The sequence below is a fragment of the Microbacterium sp. R1 genome, assembly GCF_015159725.1.
Lineage (GTDB): Bacteria > Actinomycetota > Actinomycetes > Actinomycetales > Microbacteriaceae > Microbacterium > Microbacterium oxydans.
In genome coordinates this window covers 153,884-169,746 of record NZ_JADDUD010000004.1, presented here as the reverse complement: position 1 = coordinate 169,746, position 15,863 = coordinate 153,884, and the positions used below count along the sequence as shown (strand labels likewise).

The 15,863-nt window shown below is 69.6% G+C and carries 17 protein-coding genes; 7 read left to right on the top strand and 10 right to left on the bottom strand.

Annotated elements, in window-relative coordinates:
* From ILP86_RS16175 to ILP86_RS16160, 4 genes are all read right to left on the bottom strand, one after another.
* Nucleotides 1-1,089 carry an ABC transporter permease gene (locus ILP86_RS16175; protein ID WP_046746803.1) on the bottom strand — a complete coding sequence of 363 codons (1,089 nt, stop codon included), beginning with the start codon at nt 1,087-1,089 and terminating at the stop codon, nt 1-3.
* The gene (locus ILP86_RS16170) at nt 1,086-1,892 is read right to left on the bottom strand and encodes an ABC transporter ATP-binding protein (protein ID WP_046746802.1); all 807 of its coding nucleotides are present in this window, start codon (nt 1,890-1,892) and stop codon (nt 1,086-1,088) included. Before ILP86_RS16170 ends, ILP86_RS16175 begins: the two co-directional genes overlap by 4 nt.
* A complete protein-coding gene (locus ILP86_RS16165) occupies nt 1,889-2,713 on the bottom strand; it encodes an ABC transporter ATP-binding protein (protein WP_061015111.1) in 825 nt (274 codons plus the stop codon). Before ILP86_RS16165 ends, ILP86_RS16170 begins: the two co-directional genes overlap by 4 nt.
* 105 nt (nt 2,714-2,818) lie before the next feature.
* Nucleotides 2,819-4,480, bottom strand: coding sequence for an ABC transporter substrate-binding protein (locus ILP86_RS16160; RefSeq protein ID WP_193762447.1), 1,662 nt, complete (start codon nt 4,478-4,480; stop codon nt 2,819-2,821).
* A gap of 156 nt (nt 4,481-4,636) precedes the next feature.
* Here ILP86_RS16160 and ILP86_RS16155 point away from each other — a divergent pair, with 156 nt between their 5' ends.
* Both ILP86_RS16155 and ILP86_RS16150 read left to right on the top strand, forming a co-directional pair.
* Nucleotides 4,637-5,284, top strand: coding sequence for a TetR/AcrR family transcriptional regulator (locus ILP86_RS16155; RefSeq protein WP_193762446.1), 648 nt, complete (start codon nt 4,637-4,639; stop codon nt 5,282-5,284).
* 129 nt (nt 5,285-5,413) lie between these two features.
* A complete protein-coding gene (locus ILP86_RS16150; protein ID WP_193762445.1) occupies nt 5,414-6,628 on the top strand; it encodes an amidohydrolase in 1,215 nt (404 codons plus the stop codon).
* Between the two features lie 18 nt (nt 6,629-6,646).
* Here ILP86_RS16150 and ILP86_RS16145 read toward each other — a convergent pair whose 3' ends face one another.
* The 6 genes from ILP86_RS16145 to ILP86_RS16120 all read right to left on the bottom strand — a co-directional run bounded on the left by ILP86_RS16145 (nt 6,647) and on the right by ILP86_RS16120 (nt 11,517).
* Nucleotides 6,647-7,225 carry a PH domain-containing protein gene (locus ILP86_RS16145; protein WP_227751327.1) on the bottom strand — a complete coding sequence of 193 codons (579 nt, stop codon included), beginning with the start codon at nt 7,223-7,225 and terminating at the stop codon, nt 6,647-6,649.
* Between the two features lie 50 nt (nt 7,226-7,275).
* On the bottom strand, nt 7,276-8,361 hold the full coding sequence (moaA, locus tag ILP86_RS16140) for a GTP 3',8-cyclase MoaA (protein ID WP_374168962.1): 1,086 nt from the start codon (nt 8,359-8,361) through the stop codon (nt 7,276-7,278).
* Nucleotides 8,362-8,482: 121 nt separating this feature from the next.
* On the bottom strand, nt 8,483-9,559 hold the full coding sequence (locus ILP86_RS16135; protein WP_193762443.1) for an ABC transporter ATP-binding protein: 1,077 nt from the start codon (nt 9,557-9,559) through the stop codon (nt 8,483-8,485).
* Nucleotides 9,556-10,344: a molybdate ABC transporter permease subunit gene (modB, locus tag ILP86_RS16130; RefSeq protein ID WP_141370719.1), complete on the bottom strand. Its 789-nt coding sequence runs from the start codon at nt 10,342-10,344 to the stop codon at nt 9,556-9,558. Before modB ends, ILP86_RS16135 begins: the two co-directional genes overlap by 4 nt.
* Nucleotides 10,341-11,123, bottom strand: a complete 783-nt coding sequence (gene modA, locus ILP86_RS16125) for a molybdate ABC transporter substrate-binding protein (RefSeq protein ID WP_193762442.1) — start codon at nt 11,121-11,123, stop codon at nt 10,341-10,343. Before modA ends, modB begins: the two co-directional genes overlap by 4 nt.
* A 1-nt stretch (nt 11,124) precedes the next feature.
* The gene (locus tag ILP86_RS16120; RefSeq protein ID WP_127011671.1) at nt 11,125-11,517 is read right to left on the bottom strand and encodes a molybdopterin-binding protein; all 393 of its coding nucleotides are present in this window, start codon (nt 11,515-11,517) and stop codon (nt 11,125-11,127) included.
* Between the two features lie 120 nt (nt 11,518-11,637).
* Here ILP86_RS16120 and ILP86_RS16115 point away from each other — a divergent pair, with 120 nt between their 5' ends.
* The 5 genes from ILP86_RS16115 to ILP86_RS16095 are packed head-to-tail and all read left to right on the top strand — an operon-like array spanning nt 11,638 to nt 15,797.
* Complete coding sequence (locus ILP86_RS16115; RefSeq protein ID WP_193762441.1) at nt 11,638-13,008, top strand: D-alanyl-D-alanine carboxypeptidase family protein; 1,371 nt, start codon at nt 11,638-11,640, stop codon at nt 13,006-13,008.
* A 35-nt stretch (nt 13,009-13,043) separates the two neighbouring features.
* Entirely contained in the window at nt 13,044-13,826 is a 783-nt protein-coding gene (locus ILP86_RS16110; RefSeq protein WP_058632001.1) for a HesA/MoeB/ThiF family protein, read from the top strand.
* Nucleotides 13,823-15,058: a gephyrin-like molybdotransferase Glp gene (glp, locus tag ILP86_RS16105; protein WP_193762440.1), complete on the top strand. Its 1,236-nt coding sequence runs from the start codon at nt 13,823-13,825 to the stop codon at nt 15,056-15,058. The genes ILP86_RS16110 and glp overlap by 4 nt, the downstream gene beginning before the upstream one ends.
* Nucleotides 15,055-15,567 (top strand): cyclic pyranopterin monophosphate synthase MoaC, encoded by a 513-nt coding sequence (gene moaC / locus ILP86_RS16100; protein WP_193762439.1) that lies wholly within the window; start codon nt 15,055-15,057, stop codon nt 15,565-15,567. The genes glp and moaC overlap by 4 nt, the downstream gene beginning before the upstream one ends.
* Nucleotides 15,564-15,797 carry a MoaD/ThiS family protein gene (locus tag ILP86_RS16095; RefSeq protein WP_046746788.1) on the top strand — a complete coding sequence of 78 codons (234 nt, stop codon included), beginning with the start codon at nt 15,564-15,566 and terminating at the stop codon, nt 15,795-15,797. Before moaC ends, ILP86_RS16095 begins: the two co-directional genes overlap by 4 nt.
* Nucleotides 15,798-15,863 lie beyond the last annotated feature (66 nt).

The following is a 15,863-nucleotide window of genomic DNA, read 5'->3' as shown; positions in this document are numbered from 1 at the left end:
TCAGGACTCCATCTGGCGCGTGCGCGGGTCGAGGTAGGCGTAGACGACATCGGCGAGGATGTTGGCCACGAGCACAGACAGCGTGATCACGAGGAACACGCCCTGCATGAGGGCGAAGTCCTTGGCGTTGGTCGCGTCGAGCAGCAGCTTGCCGACACCCGGATAGCTGAACACCATCTCCATCACGATCGTGCCGCCCACGATGAAGCCGATCGACAGCGCGAAGCTCTGGATCTGCGGCAGCACCGCGTTGCGAGCGGCATAGCCCCAGAGCACCCGCTTGTTGGGCATGCCCTTCGCCTGCGCGACCGTGATGTAGTCGTCGTCGAGCACCGTCAGCATCATGTTGCGCATGCCGAGCACCCATCCGCCGAGCGAGGCGACCACGATGGTCAGCGCCGGGAGCGTGCCGTGCATGATCACCTGGCCGATGAAGTCGAGACTCCATTCCGGCGACTGCCCCTTGTCGTAGGCATGCGATGACGGGAACCACTTCAGGGTCGAGGAGAAGATCGCGATCGCGATGAGTCCGAGCCAGAAGTACGGGATCGTGTTGAAGAACGTGGTCACCGGGATGATCGCGTCGAGCCTGCTGCCCCGCTTCCATCCGACGACGGCTCCGAGCAGCGTGCCGATCGCGAAGGAGATGATGGTCGCGATGCCGACCAGCCCGAGCGTCCAGGGCAGGGCGGCGGCGAGCACCTCGGCGACCGGCCGCAGGCCGTGCAGGGTCGAGATGCCGAGGTCGCCGCGCAGCAGCATCCCCCAGTACTCGAGGTACTGCTGCCAGATGGACTTGTCGGTGTCGATGCCGAGCAGCACGCGCAGCGCGTCTGCCGCCTCGGGGCTCACGTTGCGGTTGCGCGCGAGGTACGAGCTGACCGCGTCGCCCTTCATGAGGCGGGGCAGGAAGAAGTTGATCGTGATCGCCGCCCACAGTGTGAACAGGTAGAACGCCGCGCGACCGGCGAAGAAGCGCCATGGCACCGGCCGCCTGGTGCGCTCTGCCGTGGTCGCCGTGGTGCCGACCTCGAGGGCATCGCGGGCGACGAGGTCGTTGTCGTCGAGCTGGGGGAGAGCGGAGCTCACAGCGCGCCTCCGTTCGATGCCGCTGCAGCGAAGTGCTTCTCCGGATCGGGAGAGGCCGCGCGCAGCTCGCGGGTGTACGGATCCTGCGGGTTGAGGATCACATCGTCGGCGGTTCCGTACTCGACCACGCGCCCCTGGTTGAGGACCATGATCTCGTCGCTGAAGTGCCGGGCGGTCGCCAGGTCGTGCGTGATGTAGAGCACACCGAGTCCCTCTTCGCGCTGCAGATCGGCGAGCAGGTTCAGCACGCCGAGCCGGATGGAGACGTCGAGCATCGACACCGGCTCATCGGCGACGAGGAGCGAGGGACGCGAGGCCAGGGCACGGGCGATGGCAACGCGTTGCCGTTGGCCGCCCGACAGCTCGTGGGGGCGGCGGTCGATCACCGCGTCCGCATCGAGGCGCACCCGGTCGAGGAGCCGACGCACCTCGTTCTCGGTCTCCTTCTTCGGCACCACGTCGTCGAGGCGGATCGGACGCTCCAGGTGGTAGCGGATCGAGTGGTACGGGTTGAGCGAGGCGAACGGGTCCTGGAACACCATGCGCAACTGCTGGCGGTACTTCCGCAGGCCCCTGCCGCGGCGCGGGATGGGCTTGCCGTCGAGCAGCACCTCGCCGCTGGTCGGGGTCTCGAGCTGGGTGAGGATCTTCGCGATCGTGGACTTGCCGCTGCCGGACTGGCCGACCAGGCCGATCGTCTGGCCGGACGTCAGGGTGAAGCTCACGTCGTCGAGGGCTTTGATCTGCCCGGCGCCTCGGACGTTGTACGCCTTCGTGACATTGCGGAACTCGAGGGTGGTCATCGCACCAGCACCCCTCTCTCCCCGGTGAGCCGGGGGAACGACGACAACAGCGTCTTCGTGTACTCGTGCTCCGGCTGCGTCCAGATGCGCTCTGCCGTATCGAGCTCGATGATCTCTCCTTCGCGCATGATCGCGATCCGGTCGCTGATCTCCAGCAGAAGCGGAAGGTCGTGGGTGATGAAGATCACCGAGAAGCCGAACTCGTGCCGCAGCTGAGAGATCTGCTTGAGGATCTCCCGCTGCACCAGCACGTCGAGCGCGGTCGTCGGCTCGTCCATGACCATCAGCTGCGGACGGAGCGCCAGGGCCATGGCGATCATGACGCGCTGGCGCATGCCGCCGGAGAGCTCGTGCGGGAAGGAGCGCACACGCTGACGGCCGACCTTGACGATCTCGAGCAGTTCCTCGGCCTCGGCACGCCGCTGCTTGCGGTTCATGTCGGGGCGGTGGATCTCGAACACGTCCTCCAGCTGCGAGCCGATCGTCGCGACGGGGTTGAGGGCGTTCATCGCGCCCTGGAACACCATCGACACCTTGTCCCAGCGGAATCGCTGCATCGCGTCGACGTCCAGAGCGTTGATGTCGATGTCGATGCCGGTCACGTCGTGGAAGGTCACGCTGCCGCCGGTGATGACGGCCGGAGCGCGCAGCAGGCGCTGCACCCCGTAGGCGAGCGTGGTCTTGCCGCATCCGCTCTCCCCGGCGAGGCCCAGGATCTCGCCGCGCTGCAGTTCGAGGGTCACGTTCTTCACCGCCTCGACGGGCGGATCGACGTCGTACACGACGGAGAAGTCGCGCACGGTGAGCAGGGGGTCTGGCATGGGGGTGTCCTTCGTGGGGGCGGGCCCTTCGACAGGCTCAGGGACCCAGATGGGTGGCTGAGCCTGTCGAAGTCCCGGCTGTGGGTGGCTGAGCCTGTCGAGGTCCTACTCGGCGGGCTTCAGCTTCGTGAGGATCTGCACGATGTTCGGCTGCGTCGGGTCGGCGGACGCGTAGGTGTCGTCCTCCGAAGGCCAGCCGACGTAGTTGCGCGTGTTGAACTCGCCCAGCAGCGGGTGGGCGCCCAGCGGGATGGCCGGCACCTGCTCGGAGAAGATCGTCTGCAGCGTGTCGATGGCGGTGGTGCGCTCCTCGTCGGACGAGGCGTTCGCGTACGTGTTCAGCGCGGCGGTCGCCTCCGGGTCGTCGAAGCGACCGAAGTTGAAGCCGGCCTTGCCCTCGGGGGAGATCCACCGCGGATCCATGGTCGAGGTGTAGAGGCCGTACGCCGTGCCGCTGTCCTCCAGCCAGTGGATGATCGCAGAGAACGTGCCGTTGTCGCGGGGATCGGCCCAGCCGCCCCAGTCGGGCATGTCGATCTTGACCTCGGCGCCGATGCTGTCCTTCACGTCCTCGGCGATGAGCTCCTGCGCCGTGTTCCAGTCGCTCCAGCCGGACGGGACGGAGAGCGTGAACGAGACGGGCGTGCCGTCGGGGTCGATCAGGGCGTCGTCCTTCCAGGTGTATCCGGCGGTCTCCAGCAGGTCACGCGCCTTCTCGGCGTCGACCTTGTAGTCGACTCCCTCGAACTCCGGCTGGATCTCGTCTTCGAGGATCGACGACAGTCCCGTCACGGACCAGACCGGCTCGCTGGCACCCTCGCGCGCGATGTCGACGTAGGCGTCGCGGTCGATCACCCAGGCGAGCGCCTGACGGAAGGCGGGGTCGTCGAACGGCTTCTGCTGCAGGTTCATGAACAGCGTGGCCGAGCCGGTGGTCGGGGAGGCGAGGAACTTGTTGTGCTCGGGGTCGGCCGAGAGGAACTGCTCCTCGATCTGCGGGATGAACGCCTGCGCCCAGTCGGCGTCGCCGTTCGCGAGGGCCGTGGTGAGGGCGGTGTTGTCACCGTACGAGACGTAGTGCAGCTCGGGCACGGCGAGGTCGCCGCCCCAGTAGTCGTCGCGCGCGTCGAGCGTGACCGACTCGGTCGACCAGTTCGCCATCGTGTAGGGGCCGGTGCCGACGAGGTCGTCGCCCTTGACGGGGTCGGTGGCCGGGTCCTCGAACTTCTCCCAGATGTGCTTGGGGACGATCGGCACGTGCAGCACGCGTGCCTGGTTGACGTACTTGGAGTCGCCGAAGCTCAGCACGACCTTGTCGCCGTCGACCTCGGCGCCCTCGTACTTGAGGCCGGCGGTGTCGAGGGCGGGGATCGAGGCGGTCTCGAACGAGAAGACGATGTCGTCGGCCGTGAACGGCTCGCCGTCGCTCCAGGTGACGTCCGCGCGCGGGACGACCGTGAGCTGCGTGTAGTCGTCGTTCCACTCGAGGCTCTCGGCGAGCCATGGCGTGGTACCGCGATCTCCCGTCTGGTTCACCAGGGCCAGGGTCTCGAACACGACCTTGGCGTAGCCGTACTTCGACGCGGCGGAGTCGCCGACGAACGGGTTGTTCGACTCGGTGGTGATCGCACCGTCGGGCTTCGCGATGGTGAGGGATGCGGATCCGGCGCCGTCGCCGGATCCACCGCCGGCCGAGCAGCCGGCGAGGGCCGACACACCGAGCGCGGTGATCGCGGTCGCGGCGATCAGAGACTTTCTGAGCTTCATTGCTTCTCCTAGGCACGGGTCTTTGTGCTGTGTCGCCGGCGAACGGGGTCCGCCGGCCGTCGTGATTTGCTTACTGTCGAGAAAGTAAGCTTCCGTGAGGTTACCGAGTAGTAAGTTTGACCGCAAGCACAGTCCGACGATGGAGAGGAGGCCGCGGTGGCAGACAGCGACCAGACAGTGCGCGTGCGCCCGGCGACGCTCGAGAAACGCGAGCAGATCCTCAAGGCCGCGATCGAGATCTTCGGCAACAAGGGCTCGACCAACGGGACCCTGGCGGACGTCGCCGAGCAGGTCGGCATCACGCACGCCGGCGTGCTCCACCACTTCGGCTCGAAGCAGAAGCTCCTACTCGAGGTGCTCGCTTACCGAGACAGGGACGATGTCGCCGGCCTCGCCCAGAAGCACATCCCCGGGGGACCGGAACTGTTCCTGCACCTCGTGCGCACCGCCTTCACGAACGAGAAGCGGCCGGGCATCGTGCAGGCCTACACGGTACTCTCGGCGGAGTCGGTCACCGACGAGCATCCCTCGCGCCCGTTCTTCGAGGAGAGGTACACGACACTGCGCCGCGAGGTCACGGCCGCGTTCCACGACCTGTGCGCCCAGGAGGGCGTGCGCGACCCCGACTCGGTCGCTGCCGCCTCCGCCGCGATCCTCGCCGTGATGGACGGGCTGCAGCTGCAGTGGCTCCTGCACCCCGGGGCGATCGAACTGGGCGCGACCAGCGAGTTCGCGATCCGGGCGATCGTGAACGCCGTGCTGCACCCCGGCCCAGACCTCACGACCTACACATCCCCCGCCTGATCCCCCCTACCCGCGGCACCGAGACCCATGCGCCGCGCCGAGACCCATCGAGCCAGACGCTTGTGACAGTGGGTCTGGGCGGCGACCATGGGTCTCGGCAACGCGGGGCTGCCCGGCTAGGCTCGGGCCATGACGATCGACCTCGAAGCGCTCTACATCGACCTGCACCAGCACCCCGAGCTCTCGTTCCAGGAGACGCGCACCGCCGGCATCGCCGCCCAGCACCTGCGCGACCTCGGCCTCGAGGTCGAAGAGGGTGTCGGCGTCACCGGCGTCGTCGGCGTGCTCCGCAACGGCGAAGGTCCGGTGGTGTGGGTGCGCGCCGACATGGACGCGCTCCCCGTCGAGGAGCAGACCGGCCTGTCTTACGCCAGCACAGCGAAGGGCGTCGACCCCGCGGGGACGACCGTTCCCGTCATGCACGCCTGCGGCCACGACATGCACGTCACCGCCATGATCGGCGCGGTCGAGAGGCTCGTCGCCGAGCGGTCCGACTGGTCGGGAACCCTTGTCGTGCTGATCCAGCCCGCCGAGGAGTACGGCGCCGGAGCGCGCGCGATGCTGGACGACGGGATCCTCGACCGCTACCCGAAACCCGACGTGGTGCTCGGTCAGCATGTGACTCCGCTCCCCGCCGGTGTGATCGGCGTGCGCAGCGGCACGCAGATGGCCGCCTCCGACGGACTCACCGTGACCCTGCACGGCCGCGGCGGACACGGCTCCCGCCCGCACGCCACGATCGACCCCGTCGTGATGGCCGCCGCCACCGTGATGCGTCTGCAGACCATCGCCTCACGCGAGATCGACCCGCAGGGCGTCGCCGTCGTGACCGTCGGGTCGATCCACGCGGGACTGAAGAACAACATCATCCCCGCCGAGGCGAAGCTCGAGCTCAGCCTGCGCTACCCGAACGAGGAGACGCGCGACAAGGTGCTCGCGAGTGTCGAGCGCATCGTGCGGGCCGAGGCCACGGCCTCCGGCGCCGAGCGGGAGCCCGAGATCCGCACCGACCACACGCTGCCCGCCACGATCAACGACGAGGATGCCACCGCCCGGGTCACCGCGGCGCTGCAGCGCGCCCTGGGCGAGGCGGCCGTGATCGACCCCGGCATGTTCACCGGCAGCGAGGACGTGTCATGGTTCGCCCGCGATGCCGGAGCACCCCTCGTGTTCTGGTTCTGGGGCGGTATCGACCCCGCCCGGTTCGCCGAGGCCGTCGCTGCGGGACGCCTGGGCGAGGACATCCCGACGAATCACTCGCCGTTCTTCGCACCGGAGATCCACCCGACGATCGAGGTCGGCGTCACCGCTCTGTCGGCCGCGGCCCGGGAGTTCCTCGCCTAAGGATCGGAACGATCTGGTTCACGTGTCTGCTCGCCGCTCCCGCAGGAAGACGTGCAGGTCGAGTGCGTTTCGCTTGCTCCGTTGCTCGATGAGGAGATGACGTCGCAGGAGGTTTGTCACACCGACGGGAATCCGGTCCATCGCGTTGGTCCGCTTGACGTCTTGCGAGCCGAAGCCGGCCAACAGCGTCATGGACCCGTCGTCCGTGTCCCTCACCTCGACGCGGGCATAGTCGGTGTCGAGGCGGATCAGTACTCGAGAGATCGACTCCCAGGGGAACGATCGCTCCGACCCGGCTCCGACGATTCGTAGCCCCTCGTCGTCCCACTCGATGACGTAGCGCTTCCTCCGCCAGGCGAAGATCCACAGCAGGGCGAGCACGATGACGATCCCCAGGCCGCCGGCGACCAGGACGACACCGGATCGGCCGAACATGACGTCGGTCTCCAGCGAGATGGCGATCAACGCCGCCGCGGCACCGCCTCCTCCCACGATGATGCAGCCGACGATGATCGCGACGAGCTGGATCATGGAGACTCGTGTCGCCCGGATCGTCAACCGGTACCCGTCGGTCCCCGGCCGGATCGTCTCCCACATCCGTTCACCCCTACATATCGAGAGAGCGTCTTCAGCTCGCTCTTCTTCGCTCAGCCGCCGATCGCGTTCATGCCGCGCGCGGGCTGCAGGAACGAGGGGTCGTCGATCGCGTGCCCCGGCAGCTTGCCATGCACGCACGAACGCAGCAGTGCGGCGATCTCATCCGCGCGTTGCCCCGGCGCGGAGGCCGACTCTCCGCGCAGCAGCCCGGTCAGGTCGTACTCGGCGAGCGAGAACAGGCAGTTGCGCAGTTGCCCGTCGGCGGTCAGCCGCAGACGATCGCAGGCGCCGCAGAACGGGGCGGTGACCGAGGCGATCACGCCGACCTCGTGCGGCCCGCCGTCGATCCGCCACTTCTCGGCGGGAGCGCCACCGCGGCCCTCGACCGGCTCGAGGTGCCAGCGTTCTCCCAGCGAGGCGAGGATCTCCTCGCGCGTGACCATCGAGGCGCGGTCCCAGGTGTGCCCGGCGTCCAGCGGCATCTGCTCGATGAATCGGAGCTGAGCGCCCACGCCCATCGCGAACTCCACGAGATCGACCAGCTCGTCGTCGTTCACGCCGCGCATGGCGACCGCGTTCAGCTTGAGGGGACGGAGGGACGAGGCCGCAGCCGCCTCGATACCCGCGAACACGTCGTCGAGGCGGTCGCGGCGGGTGAGGTCGGCGAAGCGCTGGCGGTCGACCGTGTCGATGCTGATGTTGAGGCGTGTGAGCCCGGCATCGATCAGGGCCGGGAGCTTCTGGGCGAGGCTGATGCCGTTGGTGGTCATCGCCACCTCGACAGGGCCCTCCTCCCCCTCGATGCGGGAGATGCGCCGCACGACGTCGACGATGTCGGTGCGCAGCAGCGGTTCGCCGCCGGTGAGACGGAAGGTGCGGATGCCGAGAGCTGCGGCGACCTCCGCCACCTCGACGATCTCGTCGGTGGAGAGGATGCTCGTGCGGGCGAGCCACTCGTTGCCCTGCTCGGGCATGCAGTACGTGCAACGCAGCGAACAGCGATCGGTGAGGGAGATGCGCAGATCGCGATGCACACGGCCATGCGTGTCGACGAGACCTCCCGTGAGGCCGGCGGCATGAGATGCGGGCTCGGTGCGCGGCGCGCGCATGCCGATGACCACCGGCACGGCCGTCACGGTGCTCCCCCGCTCCCCGTCATGTTCCGAGACTAACCCCCGGAGCAGCGCGCGGGGGCGGCTCGGCGGCGACGACCGGCACATTGTCAGTGTTCCGCCCACGACCGCCCGGGGCGACGACTCAGCGCAGGGGAACGAACCGCACATGCTCGGGCTCGATCCGCAGCTGGACGGTCTCGCCGACGAGCAGTCCTGCGGCATCGGAGACAGAGAGGTCGACGACGCACGACCCGGTCTGCAGCCGGACGCCGGTGACCGTGGGTTCGAGCCGGTCGACCTCGGCGATCCATCCACCGCCGTCCGAGCCGTCGACCAACCGCACGTGCTCGGGGCGGAACACGGCGATCAGCGGCGTTCCATCGTCCTCGGCGAGCGCGCGCGAAGCGGGATCCGCGCTGGTCAGCCGCACCTCACCACCCCGCCACGCGCCCCCACTCGCGACGCCGACCAGGCGATTGACGCCGGCGATCGAGGCGACGAAGCCCGACGCGGGTGCCGACAGCACGTCGCGGACCGGCCCGCTCTGTGTGACCCGCCCCGACTCGACGACCAGGAGGCGCTCGGCCAACGCGACAGCATCAGCGGCATCGTGGGTGACCGCGATCGTGGTGACCCCGGCGAGCTGGTCGCGCAGCATCTGTCGGATCTCGCCCGCCGTCACCGGGTCGAGCGCCACCAGCGGTTCGTCGAGCAGCACCGCGCGCGGAGAGGCGGCGAGCGCCCTGGCGACGGCCACGCGCTGCCCTTCACCACCCGAGAGCTCACGCGGCATCCGGTCCCCGGATCCGGCGAGCCCGACGCGTGCGAGCCACTCATCGGCAGAGTCTCGCGCGGCACGGGCGTCCGTGCCTGCCGCCCGAGGGCCGAAGGCGACGTTCTCGCGGACGGACAGGTGCGGGAACAGACGCGCATCCTGGCCGAGCAGCACGACCCCGCGGTTCATCGGCGGCGTCCGCACCCGTGGTGAGGCGACGCGGTCGACGACCCGGCCGGCGACCTCGATCTCTCCCGCGCTCAGCGGCTCGAGGCCCGCGAGTGCGTGCAGCAGGGTCGATTTGCCCGCGCCGCTGGGCCCCATGATGGCCATGGTCTCCCCCACCGCCACCTGCAGAGCGACGTCGACGGCGAAGTGCTCGCGATCGACCACGATGTGTGCGCGCAGCCCCGGCGCCTCGGCCCGGGTCTCCCTTCCCGTCATCGTGCGGCCCCCGGTCGCCAGCCGCGCACGAGAAGCAGCACGACGATGGCGGTCGCGAGCAGCAACAGGGCGAGCGCGACCGCCGTGCCCTGCGAGACTCCCGCACCGTTGAACGCGGTGTAGATCGCGAGCGGCATCGTCTGGGTGACTCCCGGTCGATTGCCTGCGAACAGCGCCGTCGCACCGAATTCCCCGATCGCCCGCGCGAAGCACAGCACGACGCCAGCCACGATCCCCGGTGCCGCGATCGGCAGGGTGATGCGGCGCAGGATCGTCCATCGTCCGGCTCCGAGGGCCGCGGCCGTGCGCTCGTGGTCCACGCCCGACGTGCGCACGGCACCCTCGACGGCCAGGACCAGGAAGGGCAGCGCGACGAAGGTCTGCGCCAGCACCACGGCGGGAGTGCTGAAGGAGAGGCCGAGCCCGCCGAACCACCCCGCACGTCCGAACAGGTACAGCAGCGCGACGCCGCCCACCATCGGCGGCAGCACCAGCGGCACCGTGACGACGGCGCGGAGCACGGCGGCGAGCCGGGGGCCGGAACGGGCGATGTACAGCGCGAGCGGAACGCCGACGACGATGCAGAGCAGCGTGGCGACGAGACCGGTGCCGAGCGAGAGGAGGAGAGCAGAGAGGGCTGCCTGCGACGTCACATCGGCCAGGAACGTCGACCACTGCACACGCGCGACGAGAGCGATCAACGGCAGGATCAGGAAGGCCAGACCGATCGCAGCGGGGATGGCGAGCGCCCGCGGAGCGTACCCTCGACCCCCTGCTGCACTCATGGGGCTCCGAAGCCGAAGTCCGCCAGGATCTTCTGTCCGGCGTCCGACAGCACGAACGCCACGAACGCATCAGCCGCCTCGGCGTTCGGCGCGTCCGAGAGCGCGGCGATCGGGTAATGGTTGACGACTTCGTCCGCACCATCGGGCACGACTGCCTCGACATCGGAACGCCCGATCACGTCAGTGGCGTACACGAGTCCGGCATCGGCCTCGGACGCGGCGACCTTCGTGAGCACCGCCGTCACGTTCTGCTCGAGGCTGGACGCATCGACCGTCACATCCGCGGCGGCGAGCAGCTTCGCGGAAGCGGCACCGCACGGCACCTCCGGTGCACACAGCACCGTGGTCACGTCGGCCAGATCGGCGAGCGTCTCGACGCCGCCCGGGTTCCCGGAAGGCACCGCGATGACGAGGGTGTTGGAGGCGAACAGCGTCGGATCCGCGGTGACGTCGGCGGCCTTGTCCATGTTCGCCTCGTCGGCCGAGGCGAACACATCGGCCGGTGCGCCTTCGAGGATCTGCGTGACCAGTGTGGATGAGCCGTCGTACACCGGGCTGAACCGCACCTCCGGATTCTCGGCGACGAACGCCTCGCCGATGGCATCGAAGGCGCCGCTGAGCGATGCGGCGGCGTAGACCGTGAGGTCTCCACTCAGGCTGCTCTGCTCGGTGGTGGCCGATGGCGACGGCGTGCTCCCTGCCGTGCTCGCACAGCCGCCCAGGGCGAGGACGGCGGCGGCGAGGACGAGGACGGTGGAGCGGCGGAGCGTGCGGTTCATGTCAGTCTTTCGGGACCTCGACGACGACCTGCGTCGCCTTGACGGATGCGGTGGCGAGTGAGCCCACCTCGAGCTGCAGATCGCGGGCCGCCTCGGCGGACATGAGCGAAACGACGCGATGCGGCCCTGACTGGATGTCAACCTGCGCCATCAGCCCGTCGATCTGCACGCGCGTCACGATGCCGAGGAAACGATTGCGGGCGCTGGAGAGCACGCTCCCGGCATCCGTCTCCTCCGCGGCGAGCGCCTCGGCCCGTGCCGCGAGCGCGTCACCGGGGATCTCCGCCGGCGCCGCATCGGTGACCGGCAGCAATCCCTGCTCGATCCAGCGACGGACGGTGTCGTCGCTGACGCCGAGCAGTTGCGCGGCCCGGGCGATCCGATAGGTCTGCATGACAGGAATCTACCGCACGAGCGGAGAGATCAGGTCGATAGTTCCGATTCTGCGACACTCCGTCGTGTCCCCCGAATGGCCGATACCGCGCGGGCGGGTTCTCCGCCATGATGGCTCTCGATGACGGCGCCGAATCAACCACAGGACGGGCTGTCCGACTTCGCGGAGCTGATGGCCCGCGAACAGGAGTTCTCCACCCCTGACCGGATCCCCCCGGAGGTACGCAGACGGCGACGGCGCCGCGGCCTCGTCGCCACCGCCATCGTCGTCGTGCTGCTGCTTGCCGCGGCGGGCGGCTACGTCGGGTGGGCACTCACCGCTCCCGTGAGTCCGCCGGCGGTGTCGACGCAGATGCCGCAGGTCCCGGCAGCCGCTCCGGCATCGATCACCACGCCCCCGGCGGATGCCTCGGCGCTCAGCGTCGCGGGCGCTGACGTCTATCTCGGCGAAACGGCGAACGGCGTCTGGTCGTCGAGCGGCACGGGCGAGCCCCTGCCCATCGCGAGCATCACCAAGCTCATCACCGCCCTGGTCATCCTCGATGCCTCCCCGCTCGCCTCCGCCGACGACCCGGGTCCCACCATCACTTTCAGCAAGGCCGATCACGACCTCTACGACCGTTACTACGTCCTCGGGGCGACGATCGCACCCATGCCCACCGGCACCTCGATGTCGCTGCGCGATGCCCTGGCCGCCATGCTCATCCCCTCGGCCAGCAACTACGCCGATGCACTGTCCTCCCGGATCTTCGGGTCGCAGAACGCGTTCCTCGGCGCCACGCGAAACTGGCTCGCCGCCCACGGACTGACCGGCACGACGATCACCGAGCCCACGGGCATCAGTCCCCGCAACACCAGCACACCCACCGATCTCCTCGCGATCGGCAAACTCGCCGCGGCGAACCCCGTCATCGCCCAGATCGTGGCGACTCCGTCGATCACGCTTCCCGGCGCCGGCCTGCTCCACAACACCAACGGCCTCCTCGGGACGACGGGGATCACGGGATTGAAGACGGGCACGTTGGGCGAGGGCACCTACAGCCTGCTGTACACCGCGAGTCTGGCCGTCGGCACGGCCGAGCCGCTCGCAGTGACCGGGGTCGTACTCGGGGGAGCGTCGCGCGAGTCGGTCAACGCCGGTGTGCTCGCGGTGCTCGACAGCATCCGCGCCGGGTTCCACCAGATGCCGGTCGCGTCGGCAGGGCAGAGGGTGGGCACGATCACGACACCCTGGGGAGACAGTGCCCAGCTGCTCATCGACGAGGACGCGACGATCTTCACCTGGTCGGACACACCGGTCGTCGTGACGATGGACATCAAGACCCCGCCGACCTATCGCGACGGCACGGAGGTGGGAACCGTCACCTGGACCGCCGGCCCGAACACCGTCACCGCTGCAGTCACGATCTCGGGCAGCATCGACCAGCCGACGGAGTGGTGGCGGCTGACGCATCCCTCCGAGCTCGGTGCGATGACGGAGACCGAGGGCTGAAGACACAGTCGGCGGAGCGGGCATACGCTGAACCCATGCAGCCTCTCGTCGCCCCTGCCGCCGCGCTGGCGCCGGAAGAACTCGTCCGCACTGCGCGGCATGCGGTCCTCACCGGCATCGGCGAGGAAGGCCAGCGCCGCCTGAGCGCGGCTCGTGTCACCGTCGTCGGCGCGGGCGGGCTCGGCTCCCCCGTGCTGCTCGCCCTCGCCGCCGCGGGGGTCGGCACGCTCACCGTGATCGACGACGACGTGGTGGAGCTCACCAACCTGCAGCGTCAGCTCGCCCATCGGGTGGAGGACATCGGTGTCGCGAAGACCGCATCCGCCGCGCGCGCGATCGCGTCTCTCGCCCCGCAGACCGTCGTGCACCCGGTGTTCGAACGCCTCGACAGCGCCAACGCCGAGCGGCTCCTCGCGGGCGCCGATCTCGTGGTCGACACGAGCGACTCGTTCGCGACCCGCCGGGATGTGGCCGCTGCGGCCGAGGAGCTCGGACTCCCGCTCGTGTGGGGTGCCGTGCAGGAGTGGCACGCGCAGGTCACTGTCTTCTGGTCGACCCCGCCGGAGGGAGAGTCGGTGGTGCTCGCGGACCTCTTCCCGCTGGGCACCGAGGGCGAGCCACCCAGCTGTGCCCAGGTCGGGGTGCTCGGGGCGCTGTGCGTGCAGGTGGGCGGGATGTTGGCCGGCGAGGTGATCAAGCTCGTCACCGGCGCCGGTGAACCGCTGCTCGGGCGGCTCGCGATGATCGATGCGCTGACCTCCCGGCAGCACGAGATCTCGATCCGCCCGGCATCCACAGCATCGGGGGTGTCGGCATGAGCGGCCGCCGCACGGTCGAGGAGCAGCTCTCCCGCGTGCTCGACGCGGTTCGCGTCGTCGAGCAGGTCACGCTCCCGGTGGCGGATGCCGCAGGACGCACACTCGCCGCACCCGCCGCGGCCGCCCACGACATCCCCCTGTTCGACAACTCCGCGATGGACGGGTTCGCGGTGCGCGGTGCGGACGTCGCGTCGGCCTCCGAGCAGAACCCGGTGACGCTGCGTGTGGTCGCCGACCTCCCTGCCGGCGTCGCCCTCGACCCGGCGCTCGGCCCTGGCGAAGCCGCCCGCATCATGACCGGTTCTCCCACGCCCACCGATGCCGACGTGATCGTGCCGTTCGAGGACACGGCCGGTGGCCTCGCCGACTCCCTCGGAGAGGTGACGGTGCTGCGCGCCCCCGCCAGGCCCGGCGTGTTCGTACGCCGGCGCGGCGCCGACCTGCACGCAGGCGATGAGGTCGTGCACGCGGGTGAACGCCTCGGGCCCTTCCAGCTCGCCGCAGCGGTCGCCGCGGGCGTCGAGGCGGTCTCGGTCACCCGTGCGCCTCGCGTGGTCGTGGTGTCGACCGGAAGCGAACTGCTCGGACCGGGAGACGCACCGGTGCGCGGGCGCATCCCCGACTCGAACGGCCCCCTGCTCCAGCAGCTGGTCGCCGACGCCGACGCCGAGGTCGTTCTGGTCGCGCGCGTTCCCGACGAGCCCGAGGCCGTCGGAGCCGTCACCGCCGAAGCCATGGCCCTCGGCGCGGACGTGATCGTCTTCACCGGCGGCGTGAGCGCAGGCGCCTACGAGCCCGTGCGCGGGGCCTTCGACGGCGGCGGACAGGTCGAGTTCAGCGCGGTCGCGATGCAGCCGGGCAAGCCTCAGGCCTTCGGGGTGATCGAGGGCGGGTGCCTGGTGTTCGGCCTGCCGGGCAACCCCGTCAGCGTCGCCGTGTCGTTCGAGGTGTTCGTGCGACCCGCGCTGCTCGCGATGCAGGGACGGAGCGAGATCCACCGCCCGCATGCGCCGTTCACCGCGGATGCCTCGTGGACGCCTCCCCCTGGCCGCCGCCAGTATCTTCCCGCCGTCGTCGACCTCGCCGCGCGCACCGTGCGTCCGGCGACCGCGGGCGGATCGGGATCCCACCTCGCCGGAGGCCTCGCTCGCGCGCACGCGTTCGCGATCGTGCCGGCCGAGGTCGAGACGGTCGCCGTCGGCGACGTGATCGATGTCATGCTGGTCGGATGAGTTTCCCTCACCTCGACGCGGCCGGCCGCGCGCACATGGTCGACGTGACCGCGAAGCAGCCGACCGTCCGCACCGCCACCGCCCGCGGCTTCGTGCGCTGCAGCACCGATGTGATCGCCGCCCTGCGCGACGGGACGATGCCGAAGGGCGACGTGCTCGCCGTGGCACGCATCGCGGGTATCCAGGCGGCCAAGTCCACCCCTGCGCTGCTGCCGCTGGCACACGTGATCGGGGTGCACCGGGCGAGCGTCGACCTCGAGATCGTCGACGACGGCGTGCGCATCGAGGCCACGGTGGGCACCGCCGATCGCACCGGTGTGGAGATGGAGGCGCTCACCGCCGTGTCGGTCACCGCTCTGGCGGTCGTCGACATGATCAAGGGCATGGACCGCGCCGTGGTGATCGAGGACGTGCGCATCGTGGCGAAGTCGGGTGGGCGCTCCGGCGACTGGGTGCGTCCCGGCGAAGCATCTCCCCGAGAGACCCACGCCGATGGAGACGCCCGATGACTCGGGTGCGCTACTTCGCCGCGGCCGCGGAGGCTGCCGGTGTCGACTCCGAGGAGCGCGCCGAGACGACACTCGTCGCGCTGCGCACCGCCGTGGTCGCCGAGCATCCGGCGCTGGCCGACATCCTTCCGCGCTGCGCCGTCATGGTCGATGGAGTGCGCAGCGACGACGACCTCGCCCTCGACGACGCAGAGCTCATCGACGTGCTCCCGCCCTTCGCCGGCGGCTGACCGCGCGCGACCTGCCGCGTCTGCTGGTCACATGCATGACCGGGGGACACCTGCATGATCGCTGGG

Excerpts from the sequence above, each read along its gene's own strand:
- ILP86_RS16160 (WP_193762447.1), bottom strand. The coding sequence starts at position 4,480 with ATGAAGCTCAGAAAGTCTCTGATCGCCGCGACCGCGATCACCGCGCTC.
- ILP86_RS16145 (WP_227751327.1), bottom strand. The coding sequence starts at position 7,225 with ATGTGGGAGACGATCCGGCCGGGGACCGACGGGTACCGGTTGACGATC.
- ILP86_RS16165 (WP_061015111.1), bottom strand. The coding sequence starts at position 2,713 with ATGCCAGACCCCCTGCTCACCGTGCGCGACTTCTCCGTCGTGTACGAC.
- moaC (WP_193762439.1), top strand. The coding sequence starts at position 15,055 with ATGAGTTTCCCTCACCTCGACGCGGCCGGCCGCGCGCACATGGTCGAC.
- ILP86_RS16170 (WP_046746802.1), bottom strand. The coding sequence starts at position 1,892 with ATGACCACCCTCGAGTTCCGCAATGTCACGAAGGCGTACAACGTCCGA.
- modA (WP_193762442.1), bottom strand. The coding sequence starts at position 11,123 with ATGAACCGCACGCTCCGCCGCTCCACCGTCCTCGTCCTCGCCGCCGCC.
- modB (WP_141370719.1), bottom strand. The coding sequence starts at position 10,344 with ATGAGTGCAGCAGGGGGTCGAGGGTACGCTCCGCGGGCGCTCGCCATC.
- ILP86_RS16135 (WP_193762443.1), bottom strand. The coding sequence starts at position 9,559 with ATGACGGGAAGGGAGACCCGGGCCGAGGCGCCGGGGCTGCGCGCACAC.
- ILP86_RS16150 (WP_193762445.1), top strand. The coding sequence starts at position 5,414 with ATGACGATCGACCTCGAAGCGCTCTACATCGACCTGCACCAGCACCCC.
- glp (WP_193762440.1), top strand. The coding sequence starts at position 13,823 with ATGAGCGGCCGCCGCACGGTCGAGGAGCAGCTCTCCCGCGTGCTCGAC.
- ILP86_RS16120 (WP_127011671.1), bottom strand. The coding sequence starts at position 11,517 with ATGCAGACCTATCGGATCGCCCGGGCCGCGCAACTGCTCGGCGTCAGC.
- ILP86_RS16115 (WP_193762441.1), top strand. The coding sequence starts at position 11,638 with ATGACGGCGCCGAATCAACCACAGGACGGGCTGTCCGACTTCGCGGAG.
- ILP86_RS16095 (WP_046746788.1), top strand. The coding sequence starts at position 15,564 with ATGACTCGGGTGCGCTACTTCGCCGCGGCCGCGGAGGCTGCCGGTGTC.
- ILP86_RS16110 (WP_058632001.1), top strand. The coding sequence starts at position 13,044 with ATGCAGCCTCTCGTCGCCCCTGCCGCCGCGCTGGCGCCGGAAGAACTC.